The following is a 21,753-nucleotide window of genomic DNA, read 5'->3' as shown; positions in this document are numbered from 1 at the left end:
GAGCGCCCTTCCATTCGAAAGGACATCCATGTCCCAGTCCTCGACGCCCGCCGTCACCGATGCCATCTACGACGCTTCGTCGCTCGGCCGCCCGCGCATGTTCCTGCTCGGTCTGCAGCACCTGTTTGCCATGTTTGGTGCCACGGTGCTGGTGCCCGTGCTCACCGGCCTTTCGGTATCGGCAACGCTTTTGTTTGCCGGCTTGGGCACGCTGCTATTCCACTTCCTGTCACGCGGTAAGGTCCCCGCATTTTTGGGCTCATCGTTTGCCTTTATTGCCGGCTATGCCGCAATCGCGCCCAACGGCGAGGCCGAGCTATTGCCCTACGCTTGCCTGGGCGTTGCCTGCGCCGGTTTGCTCTACCCGGTGCTTGCGGCGCTCTTCCGCGCGTTTGGCGCCAAGCGCGTCATGCGCTTCTTCCCGCCGGTGGTGACTGGCCCCATTGTCATTTCGGTCGGTCTGATCCTGGCGAGTTCCGCTATTGCCAACTGCCAGACTAACTGGCTCGTTGCCGTGGTTGCCGTCGCCGTAATCGTCATCTGCAATATTTGGGGTCGCGGCATGGTCAAGATCGTGCCGATTTTACTGGGCGTCGTGGTGAGCTATGCCGTTGCGGCTGCGCTGGGCGAGGTCGATTTCTCCGGCGTCGCAGCCGCTCCCTGGCTTGGCTTTCCCGTCGTGTGGGACAACACGGTGTTTGCACTCTTTGGGCCGCAGTTCGATAGCGGCCTTGCCACGACGGCCATCATCACCATCATGCCGCTGGCCTTTGCAACCATGATTGAGCATATCGGCGATATATCCGCTATTGGCTCCACCTGCGAGCGCAACTACATCGCCGATCCCGGCCTGCATCGCACGCTGCTCGGTGATGGTCTCGCCACGATTCTGGCTTCGCTCTTTGGCGCTCCGGCCAACACCACGTATGGCGAGAACACCGGCGTGCTCGCCCTGACGCGCGTGTTTGACCCGCGCGTGATTCGCATTGCCGCGTGCTGCGCCATCGTGCTTTCGTTCTGCCCCAAGTTCGCTGCCGTGATCGCCGCCATGCCGGCATGCGTTATCGGCGGCGTGTCGCTCGTGCTCTATGGCATGATCAGCGCCGTGGGCGTCCGTAACCTCATCGAGAACCAGGTCGATTTCCAGAACAACCGCAACGTGCTGGTGGCCGCTCTGGTGCTCGTGCTTTCACTCGGCATTGCCTACAGCGCCGCCGGTGCCATCGTGCTGAAGCTGTTCGGCGTGACGATTTCGCTTTCGGGCCTTGCCGTGGGCTCGCTGGTGGGCATCGTGCTCAACGCGATTCTGCCTGGCAACGACTTTGAGTTCGCCGTTTCTGAACTCGAGGAGACTGTCGAGTAGTAGTTGTGTTCGGCTAAATCAAAAAATGGCGCCCGTGCGTACGCGTGGGCGCCATTTTTAATGCGTCAGTATCCAGTGTATGCCGCGGGCCATGCGCAGACCGGTTTGGGCAAAGTGGTTACCGGGGTTGAGCTCGAAGGTCGCGGGGATGCCTCGGTCGCCGAGTAGTTTTTTCATTGCGCGCGTGTCGTCGAGTACGTGCCGCATCATGCGGTTGGGCGTCTTGGTCTCCTTTTTGCCGAGTGATAGATAGACGGCGTTGGGCGCGGCTGGCATCGTGTGCCCGTGTGCGTAATCGAGAAATCCGGGAAACCATAGGGACCCCGATGCGCTTGCGGCACGGTTAAAGGCATCGGTCTGCCAGAGCGACCAAAGCGAAAAGAGGCCCGCCAATGAGTAACCGGCAATGCCGCGCCAGGTAGGCGGGCAGGGAAGTGATGGCTCGACCTCTGGGATTATCTGATTCAGCAGTTCATCGAGAAACTCGGAAGCCTGTCCACCAAAGGGCTCGGCATCGCGCACGGTTCCGTCGCATTCCCAAGGACTCAGCTCGCGATTCCAATCGAGCCCGCCAATGGCGACCAGGGTGAATGGCGGGCAATCAAGCTCAAGACAACGGCTATAGACCTCGGTGCCGTCACCCATGACCGCGGGAAGGTAAATGACGGGCGCGCTTTCGACATGCTTTGAATGAATGGTTATCTGCTTTTGACGCGCTTCCATGACAAGCTTCTCTCTGCATTTCGACATCTATAAATACGATTGTCGCACGTCGGCGTAGGGACCGTCGCTAAAAGAAAGGCGCAGAGCCGCTTGATGCGACTCTGCGCCTTGAGGTTTTGCTTTGGCAGCTTTGCCCTTACGCTACGAAGAAGTAGACGAGGAAAGCAAGGGCTGCGATCCACATGAGCGGCTTGATCTTGGAGGCCTCGCCCTTAAAGAGCGCGACGATCACGTAGGCGATAAAGCCCAGACCGATGCCGGCAGAGATGGAGTAGGTGAAGGGCACGCCGGCGACAATCATGAACGCCGGGAAACCCTGCGACACGTCGGACCAGTCGATCTCGGAGGCCTCGCTCATCATGAGATAGCCGACGTAGACCAGGGCACCGCAGGTGGCGGCGCTGGAAACGATGGTGACGATGGGGGAGAAGAACGCGGCGAGAATGAACAGCACGCCGGTGGTGACGGAGGTGAGGCCCGTGCGGCCACCGTCGGCAGCGCCAGAGGTGGACTCGACGAAGGTGGTGATGGAGGAGACGCCCATAAAACCGCCCACAGCAGCGGCGGCGGAGTCGACGAGCAGGATCTCCTTGATATTCTCGACGTTGCCGTCGTCGGTGAGGAACTCGCCCTGCTTGGCCACGGCCATCGCGGTGCCCATGGTGTCGAAGAAGTCACTCATGAGCAGCGAGAACGAGATGACGAGGAGCGTGGGGTCGGTAAGGACCTTGACGATGGCGGGCACGCCGCCGGCGTCGGCGATGGGGCCACCGATGCTCGAGAAGTCGAGCGGGGCGATAATACCGGTCGGAGCATGGGTCACACCTAGGGGGATACCGGCGATAACGGCGACGATGATGCCGATGAGCAGCGAGCCGGGGACGTTGCGGCAGGCGAGGGCGACTGTCACCAGGATGGAGATAATGCCGACGATGAAGGTGGGGGAGGTGATGTCGCCCAGACCGACGAGTGTACCGGCGCCAGCGGTGATAATGCCGGCATCACACAGGCCAATCATGGCGATGAACAGGCCCAGGCCCACCGAGATGGCGTGACGCAGGACAACCGGGATGGCATCCATGATGGCCTCGCGCAGGCCACAAAGCACGAGCAGCAAGATGACGACGCCCTCAAGGAAGATGACGCTCATGGCCACGTGCCAGTCACCGCCGCAGACGGTGGTGGTGATTCCAGCGATCATCGCGTTGACGCCTAAGCCCGACGCGCAGGCGAGCGGGCGGTTGGCGAAGATGCCCATGCAGATGGTCATGATGCCGGCGCCCAGGCAGGTGGCGCAGGCGAGCGCTCCCGCATCGATGCCAGCGCCCGAGAGCACCGCGGGGTTGACGGCGATGATGTAGGCCATCGCCAGGAATGTTGTCAGTCCAGCGCGGAGTTCGGTCCCGATCGTGGACTTGCGCTCGCTGACGTGAAATAGTTCGTCCATGCATACCCTTTCCTTGTTCGGCCCCGAGTTTAGGCCGATTGACACGAACTTACCTACTATATCGCCTTTGGAAGGTCGATGCTTCTCGCATGTTGAAGTTCGGCGCTTTGTAACAGGCGGACGGTATTTTTCGCATGAAAATGTGTAGGTACCGTATACTTAAGCAGTTACATTGAACTCTTTGGAGGAACGTATGATTAAAGAGCTCTGCCGCGACGAGGCCATCCTGTCCCAGCGTTGCGAGGTTGCGACTGTCGAGGACGAGTCGGTCGCACAGGACCTGATCGACACCATCAAGTCGCTCGAGGACGCCGGCTGCCTTGCCGCCAACCAGATTGGCGTCACCAAGAAGGTCTGCGTCTATCTGGACGACGCCGGCGAGCCCCACGTGCTCTACAACCCCCGTCTGGTGTTTGGCCTGGGCGCCAGCAAGATGGAGGAGAGCTGCCTGACGCACGACGAAATCACCAAGTCCACGCGCTATATCAAGTGCAAGGTTGCCTTTGACCAGATCGTCGACGGCAAGATGAAGGAGTGCCGCCGCGACTACACGGGCTTTGAGGCACAAATGATCCAGCATATGATCGATCACTGTCTTGGAAAGTTGGTCTAAGGGGACCAAAGCCCGCACCTTGCCGCTCAATCGTCGCTCGCGTACCTTAAGTACGCTTCGCTCCTCTTTCGTGGCAATCTGCGGTACTTTGACCCCTTAGACGACCTGCGAGGTTGACTTGGTTGAGTTTATCTTGCTTGTGTGGTCCGGGCGTGACGTTATTGTCATGTCCGGGCTTTTGTGTTTAGCGCCTATTTGTTTGGTAACAATGAGCTTAACAAGGACGTATGGCTAGGAGGCGCCATGTGCACGAGCATTCGATTTACCGATAATTCCGGCAACATGTATCTGGGTCGCAACCTCGACTGGAGCTTTAGCTACGGTCAACAGGTTCGCGTGATGCCCCGCGGGTTCCATATCCCGTATTCGTTTATCGACGATGCGTCGGCGGCACACGCGGTAATCGGCATGTGCATCGATTACAAGAACTATCCTATGTTTTTCGACTGTGGTAACGATGCGGGTCTGGCTGTGGCAGGGCTCAACTTTCCCGGTTATGCCGAGTATGCCGAGGACCCGGTTGATGGCAAGACCAATATCGCGGCCTATGAGTTTCCCCTGTGGGTGGCAGCGACGTTCTCGACGGTCGACGAGGTCGAGGCTGCGCTGCGCGACACGGTGATTGTTGCCAAATCTGCCGGAGAGGGGCTGGGTGTGTCGCTGCTCCATTGGATTATCGGCGACAGCCGGCGCAGCATCGTGGTCGAGATGATGGCTGACGGTCTGCATGTATACGACGATCCGGTCGACACCCTTGCCAATCAGCCGACCTTCCCGTGGCACATGGAAAACCTGCGCACCTATATCACCGCCACAAGCGATTTTCCTCAGACGGCGACATGGCGTGGCGCCGAGCTCAAGCCCTATGGCGCGGGTGCCGGCATGCGCGGTATTCCGGGTGACTGCTATTCGCCGAGCCGTTTTGTAAAGGCGGCATACCTCAATGCCAATTACCCGCAAAAAGACAGCGAGGCCGAGAACGTCATTCGCATGTTCCGCTCGCTCGAGGGGGTGGAGATGATCGAGGGTGCGTCCAAGATGGGTGACGGCAAGTTCGAGAAGACTATCTACACCGGATGCTTTAGCGCGCGCACGGGCAATTACTATTACTCAACGTATGAGGATCCGTCGATTCGCTACGTGAGCCTGATGGATGCCGAGGGCGCGAGCCCCGATAGGCTCGTGGTTCCCGAGCCGCGTCGTTCGTAGCCGGCGGTTTTACTGCAATGCAAAGCGGCCCTGCGCCTCCCGTGAGGCGCAGTGCCGCTGTCGTCGACGCGCGACGTCGTTAGAAGTTGGCGTCGTTGAGTTGTTCGCTCTCGAGGCCGTCGAGCTGTTGCTGTTCGGGCGTATCGCCGACGCTCCCGAGCAGCTCGGTGGGGTCGAAGTTCATGTCCCTACCGGCTTCGTTGCCGTTGCCAAGCTCGTCCGAGAAGATATCGACATCCATTTCCTCGGCTTCCTCGATCTGAACTTCGAGCTGGAGTTATTGGCGAGCAGCGCCGCGCCGCCGATCATGGCAGGTAGGATCAGCCACGGCGCCACTTTGCGCACCAGGCTAAACAGGGCGAAGATGCCGCCCTCGTTGTGGTTGTCGGCCTTCATGGCGATTACCACGTACTTGACCGTGCTGGTCTTGGAGGTTTGCCTCCAGTTTGGCGTGCGCCACGTGGACTCCCTTGGACATCCGGTTATCTGTCTTGGACAGATAACTTTTATGCCGTCTTTATACATACAAGAGCTGTTTGGCGCATCGGGTAATTTTTGACAATAATCTCCATCTGGGGATTATTTATGTACGCAGGTAGCATTTCAAAACAGGGGCGCATCCGCTGTATGGCTTTGCTGCAATGTAATAACTGCGGACGCGCTCCTGCTTTGAAACTGAAGAGGGAACTTTTAGACGCGTGCTGCCTGAGCGATACCGGTCTTGGCGCCTGAGCGTTTACCGGCGAGTTCGCAAAAGATCGCGCCGCCGATGATAAGCACGGCGCCCATCAGGCGGACCGGTGTTATGACTTCGCCCAAAAGGGCGGACGAGAACACGACGGCCGAAAGCGGCTCGAGGTAGCCGACGACAGCGACGGTCTGCACGGGCAGTTTGGCGACGGCGCTAAAGTAGAGCAGACAACCGATGCCGGTGTTGACGATGCCGAGCATAGCGACGGCGCGCCAATCGATGGTTGCGGCGATACTGGCGGACAGGAATGAGGGGGTGCCTTGGGTGACGAGCGTAAGGACCAGCGCGGTCACAAAGGCGGCGCTCACCTGGAGCGCGGAGTTCTTGAGGCCTTCGATGTGCGGCGCGCCCTTGCTGGCGATGACCATCAATGCATAACAGAAGGCCGAGGCGATTCCGCAGACGATGCCCGCAATGGGCATATTGCCGCCTAGACCTTGCGCTGCAATGAGAAAAGCGCCGCAGGCGACTGCGATAAACCCGGCGATTTTGCCACCGGTTAGTTTTTCGCCAAAGATAAACGGCGAGAGGGCCATGACGATGATGGGGCCGCAGTAGTACAGCAGCGAAGAAACGCCGACGCCGATCGTCTGATAAGCGCGGAACAGAAAAATCCAGCTGGCGCCCAGCGCGGCTCCCGAGAGGAGGAGGGCTGCGGCTTCGCGGGGGCGAGAAGGCGCCTGCAGCTTATGGCGCTGGGTAATGGCGAGGATGGCGACAAGCGAAAGGGCTCCCAGAAAAGTGCGCAGCAGCACGATATCGGAGCTCGGGAGTGCGATGGCCGCAGCGATGATGCCGTTGGAGCCAAACAACAACAATGCTGCTAAATACGTAATCAATCCGTTGTTCATGCGCTGCCGTCCCCTCTATATCTGTGCATGCTCACTATGGGTGAACTGGCTTTAGAAGAAAAGCGAATTTAATGCATGGAAAACATGACAAAAACTCATGCAAGGGTGGAGGCATGTCGTGGAAACGAATATTCAAAAGATGCAGGTGCTGCTGGAGACCGTGCGCGCTGGAAGCTTTACGCGTGCTGCCGAGCGCCTGAGCTACTCGCAATCGGGCGTGAGCCGCATGGTGGCCGATCTTGAGGCCGATTGGGGCTTTAAGGTACTCGACCGCAGTCGTGAAGGTGTTGCTCTTTCTGCCGACGGGCGGCAGCTCATGCCGGCTGTCGAGGCGCTCTGCGAGGAATTCGTTCGCTTGCAGCGACGGGTGGATGAGATGCGCGGGCTCATGCGCGGCAAAATCTGCATCGGTACGTTTTCGAGCGTGGCGACCCACGTGCTGCCGCCGGTGATTGCGCGTTTTCGTGCTGATCATCCAGACGTCGATTACGAGTTGCTGATGGGCGACTATTCAGAGATTGAACAATGGGTGGCAGAGGGTCGCTGCGATCTGGGCTTTATCCCTCGTGAGCCCCGAGAAAACGGCATGACATCGCTGCCTTTGGTGCGTGACGAGTTAATGGCGGTAGTGCCGTCAGGCTCGTTGTTTGCCACGGCGGAGGTCGTCTCTCTTGCCGACTTGGCCAACGAGCAGTTTATTCTGCTGGAACGCGGCACCGATGACGAGATTACGCCGCTGTTTCGTCGGGCGGGACTGGCAGTGCACTCAAAACTGTCGACCTGGGATGACTATGCGATTATGGCTATGGTCGAGGACGGCCTGGGTGTGAGCATTCTTCCCGCGCTCATCATGCGCCGCTGTCAGTTCGATGTTGCCGTGCGTCCGCTCGAAGGGCATCCCCATCGGCAGATCAACGCCATATATCGAACGGCCGATGTTTCGCTTGCCGCCGCCCGTTTTCTCGAATACCTCTAAATGGGCGCACGTCGTTATCGCCTTGGGATAAATCTTGAGGTTTAGGTCATGTTATTTTTGAAATTGAACTTTTAGAAATAGCACGGCGCTATACTGCTTGCTAAATTGAACCTTGGTTCAATTCGTGTTCTATAAATTGAACTTTGCCAGCAAGGAGGTTCCTGTGACCCAAGAGACGTTTAGCGATCGTCTGCGACAGGCTATGTCCGATCGCGACGTTCGCCAGTCGGACGTAATCCGCGCATCGGAGATGCTCGGCAAAAAACTCGGCAAGAGTCAGATGAGCCAATATGTGAGCGGCAAGACGATTCCGCGGCGCGATGTGGCAGAGCTGCTCGCCCGCATTTTGGAGGTCGATGTTACCTGGCTGCTCGCCGGTGACGCCGATCAAGGCGAGACATCATCGACCCACAACGTTTCCAAGCCCGAACCCTATCCCTCAGCTCAAATTGCAAGGAGCACCACCATGCGTACTTTTTCTAAATCCACCAAACTCGAGAACGTTCTGTATGACGTGCGCGGCCCCGTTGTCGACGAGGCAGCCCGTATGGAGGACGAAGGCGAGTGCATCCTCAAGCTCAACATCGGTAATCCGGCGCCCTTTGGTTTCCGCACGCCCGATGAGGTCATCAAGGACATGCGCCAGCAGCTGCCCGACTGCGAAGGCTATTCCAACTCGCGCGGTCTGTTCTCTGCGCGTAAGGCGATCATGCAGTATTCGCAGATCAAGGGCCTGCCCAATGTTCAGATGGAACATATCTACACGGGCAACGGCGTGTCCGAGCTCATTCAGCTTTCGATGAACGCGCTGCTCGACAATGGCGACGAGATTCTGATTCCCAGCCCCGATTATCCGCTGTGGACGGCGTGCGCAACTCTTGCCGGTGGACATCCAGTGCACTATCTGTGTGATGAGCAGGCCGATTGGTATCCCGATCTGCAGGATATGGAGTCCAAGATCACGAGCGCGACCAAGGCCCTCGTCATCATCAACCCCAACAACCCCACGGGCTCTGTCTATCCGCGCGAGGTGCTCGAGGGCATCGTTGAGATCGCGCGCAGGCACCAGCTCATGATTTTTGCCGACGAGATCTATGACCGCCTGTGCATGGACGGCTACGAGCACGTCTCCATTGCATCGCTCGCCCCCGACCTGCCCTGCATTACGTTTAGCGGCCTGTCCAAGTCGCATATGATCGCGGGCTATCGCATTGGCTGGATGGTGCTTTCGGGCAACCAGCGCTGCATGAGCGACTTCATCATGGGCATCAACATGCTCTCCAACATGCGCCTGTGCTCCAACGTGCCGGCCCAGTCGATCGTCCAGACGGCGCTTGGCGGCCATCAGTCGGTCAACGACTACATCCGCCCCGGCGGTCGTGTCTACGAGCAGCGCAACTTTGTGTATGAGGCGCTCAGCAAGATCGACGGCATCTCGGTGGTCAAGCCGCGTGCGGCGTTTTATATCTTCCCCAAGATGGATGTTAAAAAGTTCAACATCACCGATGACGAGCAGTTTGCCCTCGACCTGCTGCACGAGAAGAAGATTCTCATCACGCGTGGCGGCGGCTTCAACTGGGCTGAGCCCGATCACTTCCGCATCGTGTACCTGCCGCGCATGGAAGTGCTCAAAGAGTCGCTCGAAGACCTCGCCGATTTCTTTGATCACTACCGCCAGTCCTAATTGGTTCCGCCGTTCTACCGAACGGCGGACCGCTTGACGCTACGCGAGCCGCATTCACGCCAATCTGACGTTCAATTTCGAGGGCGCGACCAGAAGGTCAGCGCCCTCTCATTTCACGTCACCTTGGCGCAAATGCGGCTCGCTCGCTGTCGTGTGCTCAGCCTGCGTCGTTACCATGATCCAAAGGGGACGGAGGAAAACAGATCATTTTCCTTGACTCGCGGAACTATATAACGACGCCGTTGCAGTGGTCGATTTCGTGCTGGATGATCTCGGCGGTGTAGCCCGAGAAGTTTTTGATGCGGTGGACGAAGTTCTCGTCCAAATACTCCACCTTAATGCGACGATAGCGGGTACAGGGACGCTCGCCGATCAGCGAGAGGCATCCTTCGCTGGTCTGATAGGCATTGACCTGCTCAAGAATTTGAGGGTTGTACATCAGGAGCGTCCTGTTGCCGTCCTTTACGCAGATGATGCGTTTGCGCACGCCGATCATGTTGGCGGCGAGCCCCACGCACTCGTGCTCATGCTCGTGGAGCGTATCCAGGAGGTCCTGCCCGATCACGGCATCGTCGGGCCCTGCGTCTTCGGAAGGCAGGCGCAAAAAGAACTCGGATTTCATGATGGGCTTAATCATGGCGGGCTCCTTAAGGTGGACACGTTTGGTTCAGGCCATGATACCGCGACATGTCGCATTAATGTGTGCACATAGATTCTGCAGCTAGATTGGATGGCGACACCATAAACTAAGGAACGTTTTGCCGAGAGGCATGAATGTTTAAAGCGCAAAGAGTGCGCGACGGGCCCCGCGAATGGGGCGATGATGCCCGAGAGGGCCAAGAAGGAGTCTCATGTCCGAGAACGAAGAGATCATGAACGAGACCGAGAACGAGACCATGGCTGCCGAGGTCGATGCAGTCGAGACCGTGGAGACCGAAGCTACCGAGGTTGAGGCTGCTGACGAGGTTTCCGCCGAGGAGGAGGCCGAGGTTGTCGAGGCCGCCGTTGATTACGATGACGAAGAGCTGATGGACAAGATGCAGAAGGCCGCCCGCCTGCTGCGTAGCCGTCGCTTTGCTATTTCCAAGGAGGAGGAGGCCAAGGCCGAGCGTATGGCGAACATCGAGCGCGCCATCAAGCTCCTTGACCTCAAGCCCAAGATGGAGCAGAAGGAAATGTCCGATCTGCTGGGCATGCGCCTTCGTGAGCTCGATGGCCTGATGGCCGAGGCCGAGGCTGCCGATCTGGTCGGCCGCATCGACAACGCCGAGGGCGATATGCGCAAGATCGTCGTCTTCGCTGCCGAGGATGCCGCTGAGGGCCTGGTCGAGCTTGCCAACAAGAAGGAGAAGCTCCTGCCCGAGCTTTCTTACGAGGAGGCCACCGAGCTGATGGCCGCGCTCGATAAGGTTATCGCTCCGCTCGTCGCCATGGGTCTGGACGAGGATCGCGGTCCTCGCGGCGGCCGTGACGACCGTGGTGGCCGTGGCGGCGACCGTGGCGGTCGCGGCGGCTTTGGCGACCGCGGTGGCCGTGGCGGCGACCGTGGTGGTCGCGGTGGCCGTGGCGGCTTTGGTGACCGTGGCGGCGATCGTGGCGGTCGCGGCGGCTTTGGCGGCAACCGTGGTGGCTATGGCGACCGCGGTGGCAACCGTGGCGGCTTCGGCGGCAACCGTGGCGGCGACCGCGGCGGTCGAGGCGGCGACCGTGGCGGCCGCAACGGCGGTGGCTTCCGCGGCAACCGTTTTTAGTTACGGCATTTTACCAAACGCCGTAACGGGCCGACGCTGCAAGCCCGCCAGAGCGGCAATCTGCCTTTCAACTTCGGCGGCATGACCAAAAGGTCAATGCCGCCTCGTTTCAAGGCGCCCTGCTCGCGTGTACGGGTTTTCGCTGTCGTTGCCAAAACATCGGCGTTGCCTTGATCCAAACCTGCCAAAAAGGGACAGGTTTATTTTGGTCGGTATTATCTGGGCAAACGTGGCCGTCTATCGCAATGTAGTCGTTGAGAACGTCCCCAACGACTACATAGCATGAGAGTGGATAATCTCCCGGTTTGAGCCTGCATCCAAGCTCAAAGTGGGGGATTTCCACTCTCATTTGCTATGCGTCCGAAAATCCACGTTCGTTTGTTTTCTGCCTACATTTGGAGGAAGAGCTCGTGGAGGCGGGTGTCGTCGTCGAGCTCGGGGTGGAAGGTAACGCCGAGCTGATTGTCTTGACGGGCGGCGACGATGCGGCCATCGACTTCGGCTAGGGCCTTGGCATTGCCGTGCACCTCGACGATGCGGGGTGCACGGATAAACGTTAACGGCACTTCACCGTCGATACCGCCTACCTGCCCCTTGGTGCGAAAACTGCCGAGCTGCCTGCCATAGGCATTGCGCTCAACGAGTATATCCATGGTTGCCAAGCGCGGTGTCCCCTTGTCATCGTGGGCGGCAAGGTCGCGCGCCAACAGAATCAGACCGGCACAAGTTCCCAGTACAGGCATGCCTTCAACAATGCGGGTACGAAGATCCTCGAGCATATCGAGTTCGGCAAGTAGCTTGCCCTGAACGGTGGACTCGCCGCCGGGAAGTACCAGACGGTCAAAGTTCTGCTGCAAATCGGCCGCCTGCCTCAGCTCAATACAGTGTGCGCCCAGCTCGGATAGTCTTGCTTCGTGCTCGGCAAAAGCGCCTTGGACCGCCAGCACGGCGACCGTTTGGTCTGCATAATCGCTCATGGGCGATCCTTTCTGCCGGACTAGCGCCCGCGCTCCTCCATGATAATCTCGATCTCGTCGGCGTTGATGCCCACCATGGCCTCGCCCAGGTCCTCCGAAAGCTCGGCGATGAGTTTGGCATCGGTGAAGTTTGCCACGGCCTTGACGATGGCGGCGGCGCGCTTGGCCGGGTCGCCGCTCTTAAAGATGCCCGATCCCACAAAGACGCCCTCGGCGCCCAGCTGCATCATCAGCGCGGCGTCGGCGGGGGTCGCTACGCCGCCGGCGGCAAAGTTCACGACGGGAAGCTTGCCCGTGGCGTGGACCTCGCGCACCAGCTCGACCGAAACCTGCAGTTGCTTGGCTGCCTCAAAGAGCTCGTCATCGCGCAGGGCAACAACGTCGCGGATCTGCTTTTGGATCTTGCGCATGTGACGCACGGCCTGGACGACATCGCCCGTACCCGGCTCACCCTTGGTGCGAATCATTGTGGCGCCCTCGGCAACACGGCGCAGCGCCTCGCCCAGATCGCGGGCGCCGCAGACAAACGGCACGTCAAACTGGGTCTTGTCGATGTGATAGACGTCGTCGGCAGGGGAGAGAACCTCGGACTCGTCGATGTAATCGATCTCGATGGCCTGCAGGACCTGCGCCTCGACAATATGGCCGATGCGGCACTTGGCCATAACGGGGATGGAGACGGCCTCTTGGATGCCCTTGATCATCTTGGGGTCGCTCATGCGTGAGACGCCGCCTGCGGCACGGATGTCGGCCGGGATGCGCTCGAGTGCCATGACGGCGCAGGCGCCCGCCTCTTCGGCGATGCGTGCCTGCTCGGGCGTGGTGACGTCCATGATGACGCCGCCCTTGAGCATCTGCGCGAGCTCGCGATTGAGTTTGACGCGATCGGCCTTGCTGGTCTGTTCTGCCATGGTTGCTCCCTTGGTTGGCATGTGCATTGCTTGACGGAACATCCTATCGGGGAGCTGGGTATGGCGAAATACTCAGTGTTAGAGATAATAATAAGGCCAGACTAATACCAGATTGAATGACTCAATAAGGTCAGGTGATAAACTCATGCTTGACTACAATTTGGAAAAACGCGGCGAAGCATCGCTCTATGAGTATATTTACCAGCAAATTCGAGATGATATCGTTGCTGGACGCATTGCGGCGGGGGAGCATCTTCCGTCTAAGCGCGCCTTTGCCAATCATCTGGGAATCAGTGTCATTACCATCGAGAATGCATATAGCCAGTTACTTGCCGAGGGCTATATTTGCTCAATGCCGCGTCGTGGCTACTACGCTTGCGAGCTTCCGGATGCACCGGTTTTGGCTTCGGCTGCAGAGGGCATCGACCGGGATGCCGTCTCTGCGGGTTCCGGCGCGCATGATGTCAACGGACAGGTCGAGCGATTCGATACACTTTCTCCTTCTGCTTTGGAGGCGGCGCGGCTTTGGCAAAGCGCGCTGCGGGCGACGCTGGCATCCGAAGACGAGCGCGAAATCTTTTCGACCGCGCCGGCACAGGGCACCACTCGGCTACGACGCGCAATTGCCCACCATCTGCGCGGGACAAGGGGCATGAATGTCGACCCCAACAACGTTGTTATCGGTGCGGGCGCCCAGCTGCTCGATACCATGTTGGTTCAGTTGCTTGGCGCCGACAAGGTGTATGCCGTTGAGGACCCGGGCTATTTGCGCCTAACGCGCATCTATCAGGCTATGGGTTGCAAAGTTCGACATATCCCGTTGGATGATGAGGGCGTAGACTTGAGCGCTCTGCAGAAAACGGGGACCGATGTCCTTCACCTGATGCCGTCCCATCAGTATCCGACCGGCCTGGTGACGAGCATTGCGCGTCGCTATGCGCTGCTGAGCTGGGCCGCCGAGCGACCAGGTCGATATCTCATCGAAGATGACTTTGATTGCGAGTTTCGTCTGGCCGGCAAGCCGATTCCCGCGCTTGCTTCGATCGATGCCGCTCAATCGGTCATCTACACCAACACGTTTTCAAAGAGCCTTTCATCGGCGTTGCGTCTAGCGTACATGGTGTTGCCCGATAAGCTGATGAAGCGGTTTAGGTGCAACCTTGGTTTCTACGCCTCGTCGGTGAGCTCTGTCGACCAGGTCGCTTTAGCTCGTTTGCTGGAATCGGGTGATTACGAGCGACATGTGAACCGCGTGCGCGTTCGTGCTCGTGAGGCGCGTGATGGCCTGGTGGCGCTTGTACGGAATGCGTTTACAGCAGGAGAGGTTTCGATCGAGCATGCAGATGCAGGCCTTTACTGCACCGTGGTTGCGGAGCGGGGAACGGGCGGAAGCTCTTTTGCGCAGGCCCTCACGCGCTCGAGCATCCCTTTTATCGATATCAGTAACTGTTATTGGTGTGCCGATGGCGCATCTGTCCCTGAAAACTCAACTCAAATTCTTGTCCAGTATGACGACCTGAGTCCGGAGGTGCTTAATACCCTGGAATCGCAGCTAATGGGGCACTCTGTAACCTAAGTGAGTAGACTTTTGGCACTTTGGTGACCAGACAGTTTTGTAACAAGCTATCTACCTGTGGTTTTGAGAAGTGGGATCATCGGTCTGCTCGGGATGTTCCAAAAAGTCTACTCACTTGCCGCGCAAAGCTTCCGCATGAGAAAAAAAGTGGGGTTTCCAACAGGGCTTCGTCCAGTTCTCGGTAAGCTTTTGGCCAGTTGGGGAGGGCTGTTGAAAACTTTGCAGTTCGTTCGGCGTCATTTTTGGTGCGTTCGCGCCAATGAGAGACCGACTGGGTTGAAATTCGTGCTTTCCTGTGCCTATGAAGGATCTACTTTGTGACATATCGGCTTTTAGGTACTGGCGTTTGCCCCCTCAAGTCCGCGCTTTGTGTCCTCCGCTTCCGCGGCCGGATGAAGACCGGCAGCGATATGACCTCGTCCGCAACCCGACGGCTGCGGTCGCGCTCGGTTTTCCGTTGTATACATTGGTTCGGACGAGAAACAAACGGACTTGCCCTGCCAACATTAGGCAGCGGCTGTTTCTTGGTGAACTCCCCAGGGAATCCGTGCTGGAAACGGAGCATGGATTTTTGGTCACGTCTCCTCTACTGACGGCATTTATCATGTCTCGACATCTGACGGATCTCCAACTTCTTCTGGTATTGGCGGAGATGTGCGGCTTGTTTGCGGTATGCGCCCTGCCGGCGGCACTTGAGGTGGAGCTTTCGCGTGCAATTGATTCGGGTACGATTTCGACAACGTTGGGTTGGGTGCGCTGCCCGTCCGAGGGCGGCGCCGCCTCAAATTTGTGGCGTCGCGACGCTTTGGTTTTGGATGGGGACCTTGACCGTTTTTGTTCAGATGTTTGCGGGATGCGTTACGGCAATCGATTTATGGCGGTGTCGCAACTCGTTCCATTGGGTGCCGCTTCGCCTTTTGAGGTCGAGGCGTATTTGTTGCTTGGACTGCCGCGAGCCCTGGGAGGTGAAGGGTTTTGCGGCATAGAGCTCAATGTCAAAGTGATGCTAAGCACAAGTGCACGAGCGATTGTAGGAAAGACCCGCGTATATATCGATCTACTTCTTTCCTCGCCGGACGGGAGGCGACAGGTGGCCATTGAATGTCAGGGAAAGGCCTCGCACGGGCGTGCGGGGGATGGCTTGCGTGACGCTGATCGCATGACGGCGCTTCAAGCCATGGGCTACGACGTGCTTCTCCTGACACACGGACAGATATCCGATGAGGATAGATTCCGTGCGATCGTTAAGGCCGTATGCAGGATGCTCGATGTTGAATATCGCGATAAAAGCTCGGATGAGCAAAGGGCTGAGGCATTACTCCGGTCTGAACTATTCGTTGACTGGACAAAATTGGGAGTAATCGACGGAAAGATGTCCATTGGACACAAAACAGCTCGATCGTGGACAGCACGGATCTAAGTGAGTAGACTTTTGGCGTGATGGCGACCAGGCCGTTTTGCAACAAGTCATTTACCTGCGGCTTTATAGAGCAATATGGATGGTCTGCTCGGCAAGTCCCAAAAAGTCTACTCACTTAGTTTTTGACGAGAAGTCGATGCCGAAGGTGGCCCTATTTCAGGGCGTTAACGAGTTCATGAGACACGAAAAAAGCCCGAACCATGCGGTTCGGGCCCTTTAAAGTTAGAGATTATCTCTCAGGCGGTTGGCTTAGCCAAAGTAGCGCTTGAGCAGGCCGGCGAAAGCCTTGCCGTGGCGGGCCTCGTCGCGAGCCATCTCGTGCACGGTGTCGTGGATGGCATCGAGGCCAGCGGCCTTGGCACGCTTGGCAAGATCGGTCTTGCCGGCGGTGGCGCCGTTCTCGGCCTCAACGCGCATCTCGAGGTTCTTCTTGGTGGAGTCGGTCACGACTTCGCCCAGGAGCTCGGCGAACTTGGCGGCGTGCTCGGCCTCCTCGTGGGCAGCCTTCTCCCAGTATAGGCCGATCTCGGGATAGCCCTCGCGATGGGCGACGCGAGCCATGGCCAGGTACATACCGACCTCAGAGCACTCGCCCTCAAAGTTGGCGCGCAGGTCGGCAACGATGTCCTCGGAGACGCCCTCCATCTTGGCGACGCCCACGACGTGCTCGGCAGCCCACTCGAGCTTGCCCTCCTCCTGCTTCAGGAAACGAGAACCGGGAACGCCGCACTGGGGGCACTTAAAATCCTCGGGCAGCTGGTCGCCGTCGAACTCTTCCACATAACCGCAAACGGGGCAAACAAATTTCATGATTCGATCCTTTCGATGGATGGCGATGGGGCGCTTGTCCGATCCCGTAAGGGCCCTCTCCGGACGTGCGTCTTGACGAGTTCTATTATCCATAAATGCAACAAAATGTGAAGCCTATTAGGAATGATTTTTGATAAAACAATTTTGAGATATGAAGATGTTGATTGATTAACGATTGGCAGGCCGCCTGCGACCTCTGATGAGTACAATCGGTCGAACAAATGTTGACCAATCAACAAATGAGGGAGTTTCCTTTATGCATCTAGCCCGCTGCGCCTGGTGCCGAACGTATCAAACGGTTTTTCGCATCGCATTGCCGGTGCTGCCCTATACCGAGCCACGCATTCTGGAGCATGCTGAGAGAGCGCCTGCCAGGCCATTATCGGCTTTGGCGGTGGCTCGGCCATGGACTGTGCCAAGGGCGTGGGAGCACGCATCGCGCAGCCAAACAAGCCCATCAACAAGATGCGCGGCCTGCTGCGCGTCCACCGTCTCCTGCCGCTGCTTATTGCGGTTCCCACTACCGCCGGTACGGGAAGCGAAGTCACGCTCGCGGCGGTTATCACCGATGACGAGACGCACTACAACTACCCCATTAACGACTTTGTGCATATCCCGCGCTTTGCGGTGCATGACCCCGAGTTCGCGCGGTCTGCCCGCCTCCATTACGGGGCAGACGGGCATGGGCGCCCTGACGCATGCCGTCGAGGCCTTTATCGATTGGGCCGATCGAATGAACGCCGCCTTGTCGTTCGAATGAACGCCGCCTTGGACATTCCCAAATATGTGACGGGCATTCGCCGCTCCGACATTCCCGAGATGGCGGCGCATGCCGATGCCGAGGCCAATCCGCTGTACCTCGTTCCACTTTTGATGGACCGTTTGGAGCTGATGCGCATGTACGAGGTCGTCGCGGGTGGTATGTTTGAGGGCGAGAACTAGGAGGGTCCATGAACACCGAAGAAATTGCGCGCATCGTCGGAGACCAGCGCGTCTACTTTAAGACGCATGCCACGTTTGATGTCGATGCTCGACGTCGTGCGCTCGTGAGTTTACGCGATGCGGTGCGGGCCCACGAGGCAGATATTGCCCATGCGCTCAAGACCGATTTGGGAAAGTCGCATGACGAGGCGTATATGTGCGAGATCGGCACGTCGCTTTCCGAGATTCGTCATCAGATCGCACATGTGGCTCGATGGAGCCGTCCGCGCCTGCGTCCGTGTGACCTTGCCAACGCCGTGAGTGTGTGCAAAACGCAAGCCGTGCCCTATGGCGTCACGCTCATCATGGCCCCGTGGAACTACCCGTTTTTGCTAACGCTCGAGCCGCTCGCCGGCGCCCTTGCCGCGGGCAATACTGTGGTCATCAAGCCGAGCGCCTATGCTCCGGCATCGAGTGCGGTGCTCAAGCAGATCTGCGAAGAGGCATTTGATTCGTGCCTGGTGACAGTTGTCGAGGGCGGGCGCGCCGAGAACGAAGCGCTGCTCGATGAGTGCTGGGACAAGATCTTCTTTACCGGTAGCGTTCCGGTCGGCAAGCTCGTCATGGAGCGCGCAAGTAAAAACCTTACGCCCGTGACGCTTGAGCTGGGTGGAAAGAGTCCCTGCATCGTGGATGCGACGGCAAACTTGAAGGTTGCGGCACGGCGTATCGCCTTTGGTAAATGGCTCAACGTGGGGCAGACCTGTGTGGCGCCCGACTACCTGCTGGTCGATACGCGCGTGCACGACGAGTTGCTAGGCCTCATCAAGGAAGAGGCGCGCCGTATGTTTGGCGAGCATCCGCTCGACAACGAGGATTACGGGCATATCGTCAATGCCAAGCATTTTGCGCGCGTGCACGGGCTGATCGATCCCGATAAGGTCGTGCTTGGAGGTGCTGCGCGCGAGGCTTCGCTCAAGATTGAGCCGACAATTTTGGACGGCGTGGCGCCTGAGGACGCCGTGATGCAGGAGGAGATTTTCGGCCCCATCTTGCCGGTGCTGACGTTTGAGAGCCTAGACGAGGTCGAAGCGTTTATTACGGATCGTCCGACGCCGCTGGCCCTGTATATCTTTAGTCAGGATCGCGCGGTTCAGCAGCGCTTTGTGCGCTACGTGCCCTTTGGCGGCGGCTGCGTCAACGACACGATCATGCATCTGGCTACGAGCCATATGGGCTTTGGCGGCATGGGCGCGAGCGGCATGGGGCAGTACCATGGCCGCGAGAGCTTCGATACGTTTAGCCACAAGAAAAGCATCGTGAACAAGGCAACGTGGCTGGACGTGCCATTCCGCTATGCCCCTTACGCAAACTGGAAGCACAAATTCGTGCGCATGTTTGTGCATTAAAATCAGATGGCGTAGGGACAAACGGTCGAAAAGACGCAGACAGGATGAATTTGTGTCCGCACGGACCCGTAGACTTCTCAATAAGGTTAAACGCCGGTTTATCCGGCCGTTAGGGGAGTTGCCATGTACGAGCCTTCACGTGTTCTTCTGTCGTTTCACATTGCGGGATTTCAATATGCCGACGGCGCTTTGGTCCTAGGCGATCTTAAAGTGGGCGATAAACTGACGCTGTGCGCCGAGCGCGATAATCCCCATGATCCCGAGGCGGTCGCGATCTACTATGGCAAGACCAAACTTGGCTATGTTCCGGGAAACGAGGTCGGCCCGCTGTCCTTGATGATGTATTACGGCCACGAGGACGTATTTGAGGCCCGCGTGCAACAGGTTGCCCCCGAGCGCAGCCCTTGGCACCAGGTGCGCGTTGGCCTCTATGTGGTGGATGCCCGCTAATCGGTAAGGGAGGCTGCCATGTTTGATGACGACGACCTGTTCGATTTGACGGACGATTCGTTTGAGTGGGATATGCTACTCGACGACGATGAGCTGGAGCAGGACCGTAAGATGCGACAGGACAAGAAAACTCAGGGTGATGCGTCGAAAAAGAAAGACAAGCGCCGTCGCGGACTGTTTGGCGGGCTCTTTGGGTAACTGCCGCATCGCTGCGTCTGTATACTTAGCACGAGTTGAACACGTTGCGAAATGAGGACAGAGACGATGATGTGGTTTACCGCCGATCTGCACCTGGGCGATACGAATATCTTGCACGACATGGACCGGCCGTTTGGCTCGGTCGAGGAGATGAATCGCAAGGTCATCGATGCCATCAATGAGTGCGTGGCTGTGGATGACCGTCTCTACATTCTGGGTGACTTTACCTATCGTTTGCCCCTGGCGGAGGCGGTGCGCCTGCGCGAGCGTATTGCCTGCCAAAACGTGACGCTCATCCGTGGTAACCATGACGGCGATTGGGAAGATCCCGACGTGCCGCAAATTTGGGAAGACGTGCGTGATTATCTGGAGATTGCCCCCGGCTATGCCAAGGGCCATCGTCTGGTTATGAGCCACTACCCCATGCTTAGCTGGAATGGCAAGGCGCGTGGCGCCATCATGCTGCACGGGCATATCCACAGCAGGGGAGACCGCACCAACGCGCGCAACCGCGATCGCGAGCGCCCCATTTACCGCTACGATGTGGGCCTCGACGCCAATGACTACAAGCCCGTAAGCCGCGATCAAATCCTTGGCTTTTTTGGACTGTAATTAGAAGTGCAGGTAGAATGAACGCGCCGTGTGGATGGTCTACACGGCGTGTGTTTGCAGGAACGGTGATTCCATGAGGGCTATCCAGCGCATTAACCACAACGCTGCCATCTGCGAAGATGGTGCGGGGCGCCAGCTTATCGCTTTGGGTCGTGGTATCGGTTTTGGCGACATGCCGCACGAGGTCGATCTTGACGTTATTACGCGTACCTTTTACGGCATCGATCCAAAGTATCTGGCGTTCATCGACGAGGTCGACCCCGAGGTGCTTGAGTTTTCTGCTCAGCTGGCAGATATTGCGACCGGACAGCTTTCGTACGAATTGAGTCCTAATCTGCCCATTACGCTGGCAGATCATATCCAGTTTGCTATTAAGCGCGCCCGCGAACATATGGTGGTGTCGTTGCCGCTCAAGCGCGATCTGGAGCAGCTGCATCCCATTGAATACCGCTTGGGCGAGCTGGCTGTTCGTGGCATTAAGAAAACTTTTGCCGTTCGCATGCCCCAGAGTGAGGCCGCGGGTATCGCCATGTCGATTATCAATGCGGCGATTAAGCCGAGCGAGCGGCGCGTGCTTGCCGAGCAGCACGAGGAGCATCTCCTCGATATGACGGTTGCGATTATTCAAGAAGAGTTGGGCGTGACAGTCGATCGCTCGTCGTTTGCCTTTACTCGCTTTGCCACCCATGTGCGCTATCTGCTCGATCGCGTGGCAAAGAAAGAGCCGATTGACACCGAGAATTCCGGTCTTTACGACGTGCTCGTGGAGCAATATCCTGCGGCATCGCGCTGCGCTCATCGTATCGACGCTCTGATTCAAGAGGCCTTTGGCGAGCCATTGGCCCAAGAAGAGCTCGTCTATCTGATCATGCATGTGAATCGCGTGGCTCCTGCAAGCTTGAATAAATAGGGTCTCTGGCGTTTTATTTCCGTCGTAGTGACCGTTCGCGGACTGTTTGCTACCGTTCGTCGGCAATCTGAGTCACGGAGAACGCATCTGCCGCATATACTTGCCGTGTGTTGGGTGTTACTCACGGCGCAGCTCCGAGAGGCACTACCGATTCTGCCGAGGCCATTATTGGGTCTCTGTCGGTTGTGCGC

The 21,753-nt window shown here is 58.0% G+C and carries 22 protein-coding genes and 1 pseudogene; 14 read left to right on the top strand and 9 right to left on the bottom strand.

The window, feature by feature from the left end; translation table 11 throughout:
* Positions 1 to 28 precede the first annotated feature (28 nt).
* Positions 29 to 1,363, top strand: coding sequence for a uracil-xanthine permease family protein (locus ACTNA2_RS02425; RefSeq protein ID WP_441048511.1), 1,335 nt, complete (start codon positions 29 to 31; stop codon positions 1,361 to 1,363).
* Positions 1,364 to 1,420: 57 nt separating this feature from the next.
* Here ACTNA2_RS02425 and ACTNA2_RS02420 read toward each other — a convergent pair whose 3' ends face one another.
* Together ACTNA2_RS02420 and ACTNA2_RS02415 are read right to left on the bottom strand one after the other, a co-directional pair.
* Positions 1,421 to 2,086, bottom strand: coding sequence for an alpha/beta hydrolase (locus ACTNA2_RS02420; protein ID WP_441048510.1), 666 nt, complete (start codon positions 2,084 to 2,086; stop codon positions 1,421 to 1,423).
* 136 nt (positions 2,087 to 2,222) lie between these two features.
* A complete protein-coding gene (locus ACTNA2_RS02415; protein ID WP_441048509.1) occupies positions 2,223 to 3,533 on the bottom strand; it encodes an NCS2 family permease in 1,311 nt (436 codons plus the stop codon).
* A 193-nt stretch (positions 3,534 to 3,726) separates the two neighbouring features.
* Here ACTNA2_RS02415 and ACTNA2_RS02410 point away from each other — a divergent pair, with 193 nt between their 5' ends.
* Both ACTNA2_RS02410 and bsh read left to right on the top strand, forming a co-directional pair.
* Positions 3,727 to 4,146 (top strand): peptide deformylase, encoded by a 420-nt coding sequence (locus tag ACTNA2_RS02410; protein WP_154517060.1) that lies wholly within the window; start codon positions 3,727 to 3,729, stop codon positions 4,144 to 4,146.
* A gap of 243 nt (positions 4,147 to 4,389) precedes the next feature.
* On the top strand, positions 4,390 to 5,355 hold the full coding sequence (bsh, locus tag ACTNA2_RS02405) for a choloylglycine hydrolase (RefSeq protein WP_441048508.1): 966 nt from the start codon (positions 4,390 to 4,392) through the stop codon (positions 5,353 to 5,355).
* Between the two features lie 79 nt (positions 5,356 to 5,434).
* Here the strand turns inward: bsh and ACTNA2_RS02400 are convergent, their stop codons facing one another.
* The 3 genes and pseudogenes from ACTNA2_RS02400 to ACTNA2_RS02390 form a co-directional block, all read right to left on the bottom strand.
* The gene (locus tag ACTNA2_RS02400; protein WP_441048562.1) at positions 5,435 to 5,596 is read right to left on the bottom strand and encodes a hypothetical protein; all 162 of its coding nucleotides are present in this window, start codon (positions 5,594 to 5,596) and stop codon (positions 5,435 to 5,437) included.
* A gap of 38 nt (positions 5,597 to 5,634) precedes the next feature.
* Positions 5,635 to 5,778 (bottom strand): annotated as a pseudogene (locus ACTNA2_RS02395) (KUP/HAK/KT family potassium transporter); the annotation flags it as partial.
* A 267-nt stretch (positions 5,779 to 6,045) separates the two neighbouring features.
* Positions 6,046 to 6,957, bottom strand: coding sequence for a DMT family transporter (locus tag ACTNA2_RS02390; protein WP_441048507.1), 912 nt, complete (start codon positions 6,955 to 6,957; stop codon positions 6,046 to 6,048).
* Between the two features lie 118 nt (positions 6,958 to 7,075).
* On the opposite strand from ACTNA2_RS02390, the gene ACTNA2_RS02385 reads away from it, so the two are divergent.
* Both ACTNA2_RS02385 and ACTNA2_RS02380 read left to right on the top strand, forming a co-directional pair.
* Positions 7,076 to 7,933 carry a LysR family transcriptional regulator gene (locus tag ACTNA2_RS02385; RefSeq protein ID WP_441048506.1) on the top strand — a complete coding sequence of 286 codons (858 nt, stop codon included), beginning with the start codon at positions 7,076 to 7,078 and terminating at the stop codon, positions 7,931 to 7,933.
* A 202-nt stretch (positions 7,934 to 8,135) separates the two neighbouring features.
* Positions 8,136 to 9,617 (top strand): aminotransferase class I/II-fold pyridoxal phosphate-dependent enzyme, encoded by a 1,482-nt coding sequence (locus tag ACTNA2_RS02380; protein WP_441048559.1) that lies wholly within the window; start codon positions 8,136 to 8,138, stop codon positions 9,615 to 9,617.
* Between the two features lie 226 nt (positions 9,618 to 9,843).
* On the opposite strand, the gene ACTNA2_RS02375 is transcribed toward ACTNA2_RS02380, so the two are convergent.
* Positions 9,844 to 10,254: a peptide deformylase gene (locus ACTNA2_RS02375; protein WP_154517072.1), complete on the bottom strand. Its 411-nt coding sequence runs from the start codon at positions 10,252 to 10,254 to the stop codon at positions 9,844 to 9,846.
* A gap of 214 nt (positions 10,255 to 10,468) precedes the next feature.
* Between ACTNA2_RS02375 and ACTNA2_RS02370 the strand changes: the two genes are divergently transcribed.
* Positions 10,469 to 11,368 (top strand): hypothetical protein, encoded by a 900-nt coding sequence (locus tag ACTNA2_RS02370; protein ID WP_441048505.1) that lies wholly within the window; start codon positions 10,469 to 10,471, stop codon positions 11,366 to 11,368.
* A gap of 389 nt (positions 11,369 to 11,757) precedes the next feature.
* On the opposite strand, the gene pdxT is transcribed toward ACTNA2_RS02370, so the two are convergent.
* Together pdxT and pdxS are read right to left on the bottom strand one after the other, a co-directional pair.
* Positions 11,758 to 12,345, bottom strand: a complete 588-nt coding sequence (pdxT, locus tag ACTNA2_RS02365; RefSeq protein WP_441048504.1) for a pyridoxal 5'-phosphate synthase glutaminase subunit PdxT — start codon at positions 12,343 to 12,345, stop codon at positions 11,758 to 11,760.
* Between the two features lie 20 nt (positions 12,346 to 12,365).
* Complete coding sequence (gene pdxS, locus ACTNA2_RS02360; protein ID WP_441048503.1) at positions 12,366 to 13,256, bottom strand: pyridoxal 5'-phosphate synthase lyase subunit PdxS; 891 nt, start codon at positions 13,254 to 13,256, stop codon at positions 12,366 to 12,368.
* A gap of 145 nt (positions 13,257 to 13,401) precedes the next feature.
* On the opposite strand from pdxS, the gene pdxR reads away from it, so the two are divergent.
* Together pdxR and ACTNA2_RS02350 are read left to right on the top strand one after the other, a co-directional pair.
* Positions 13,402 to 14,832: a MocR-like pyridoxine biosynthesis transcription factor PdxR gene (gene pdxR / locus ACTNA2_RS02355; protein ID WP_441048502.1), complete on the top strand. Its 1,431-nt coding sequence runs from the start codon at positions 13,402 to 13,404 to the stop codon at positions 14,830 to 14,832.
* Between the two features lie 547 nt (positions 14,833 to 15,379).
* On the top strand, positions 15,380 to 16,252 hold the full coding sequence (locus tag ACTNA2_RS02350) for a hypothetical protein (RefSeq protein WP_441048501.1): 873 nt from the start codon (positions 15,380 to 15,382) through the stop codon (positions 16,250 to 16,252).
* 249 nt (positions 16,253 to 16,501) lie between these two features.
* Here the strand turns inward: ACTNA2_RS02350 and ACTNA2_RS02345 are convergent, their stop codons facing one another.
* Positions 16,502 to 17,062, bottom strand: coding sequence for a ferritin family protein (locus tag ACTNA2_RS02345; protein WP_154517090.1), 561 nt, complete (start codon positions 17,060 to 17,062; stop codon positions 16,502 to 16,504).
* Positions 17,063 to 17,467: 405 nt separating this feature from the next.
* On the opposite strand from ACTNA2_RS02345, the gene ACTNA2_RS02340 reads away from it, so the two are divergent.
* The 6 genes from ACTNA2_RS02340 to ACTNA2_RS02315 all read left to right on the top strand — a co-directional run bounded on the left by ACTNA2_RS02340 (position 17,468) and on the right by ACTNA2_RS02315 (position 21,562).
* Entirely contained in the window at positions 17,468 to 18,004 is a 537-nt protein-coding gene (locus ACTNA2_RS02340; protein ID WP_441048500.1) for an iron-containing alcohol dehydrogenase, read from the top strand.
* An 8-nt stretch (positions 18,005 to 18,012) separates the two neighbouring features.
* Positions 18,013 to 19,392: an aldehyde dehydrogenase gene (locus tag ACTNA2_RS02335; protein ID WP_441048499.1), complete on the top strand. Its 1,380-nt coding sequence runs from the start codon at positions 18,013 to 18,015 to the stop codon at positions 19,390 to 19,392.
* 123 nt (positions 19,393 to 19,515) lie between these two features.
* Positions 19,516 to 19,842 (top strand): HIRAN domain-containing protein, encoded by a 327-nt coding sequence (locus ACTNA2_RS02330; RefSeq protein ID WP_195233157.1) that lies wholly within the window; start codon positions 19,516 to 19,518, stop codon positions 19,840 to 19,842.
* An 18-nt stretch (positions 19,843 to 19,860) separates the two neighbouring features.
* Positions 19,861 to 20,040 carry a hypothetical protein gene (locus tag ACTNA2_RS02325; RefSeq protein ID WP_154517096.1) on the top strand — a complete coding sequence of 60 codons (180 nt, stop codon included), beginning with the start codon at positions 19,861 to 19,863 and terminating at the stop codon, positions 20,038 to 20,040.
* 66 nt (positions 20,041 to 20,106) lie between these two features.
* Positions 20,107 to 20,652, top strand: a complete 546-nt coding sequence (locus ACTNA2_RS02320) for a metallophosphoesterase (protein WP_441048498.1) — start codon at positions 20,107 to 20,109, stop codon at positions 20,650 to 20,652.
* A 73-nt stretch (positions 20,653 to 20,725) separates the two neighbouring features.
* Positions 20,726 to 21,562, top strand: a complete 837-nt coding sequence (locus tag ACTNA2_RS02315; RefSeq protein ID WP_441048497.1) for a PRD domain-containing protein — start codon at positions 20,726 to 20,728, stop codon at positions 21,560 to 21,562.
* The last annotated feature ends 191 nt before the right edge of the window (positions 21,563 to 21,753 follow it).

Source organism: Collinsella sp. HCP28S3_E9 (assembly GCF_052065455.1).
Lineage (GTDB): Bacteria > Actinomycetota > Coriobacteriia > Coriobacteriales > Coriobacteriaceae > Collinsella.
Note: the sequence above shows the minus strand (reverse complement) of the source record. Positions and strands in the feature narration are given on the sequence as shown.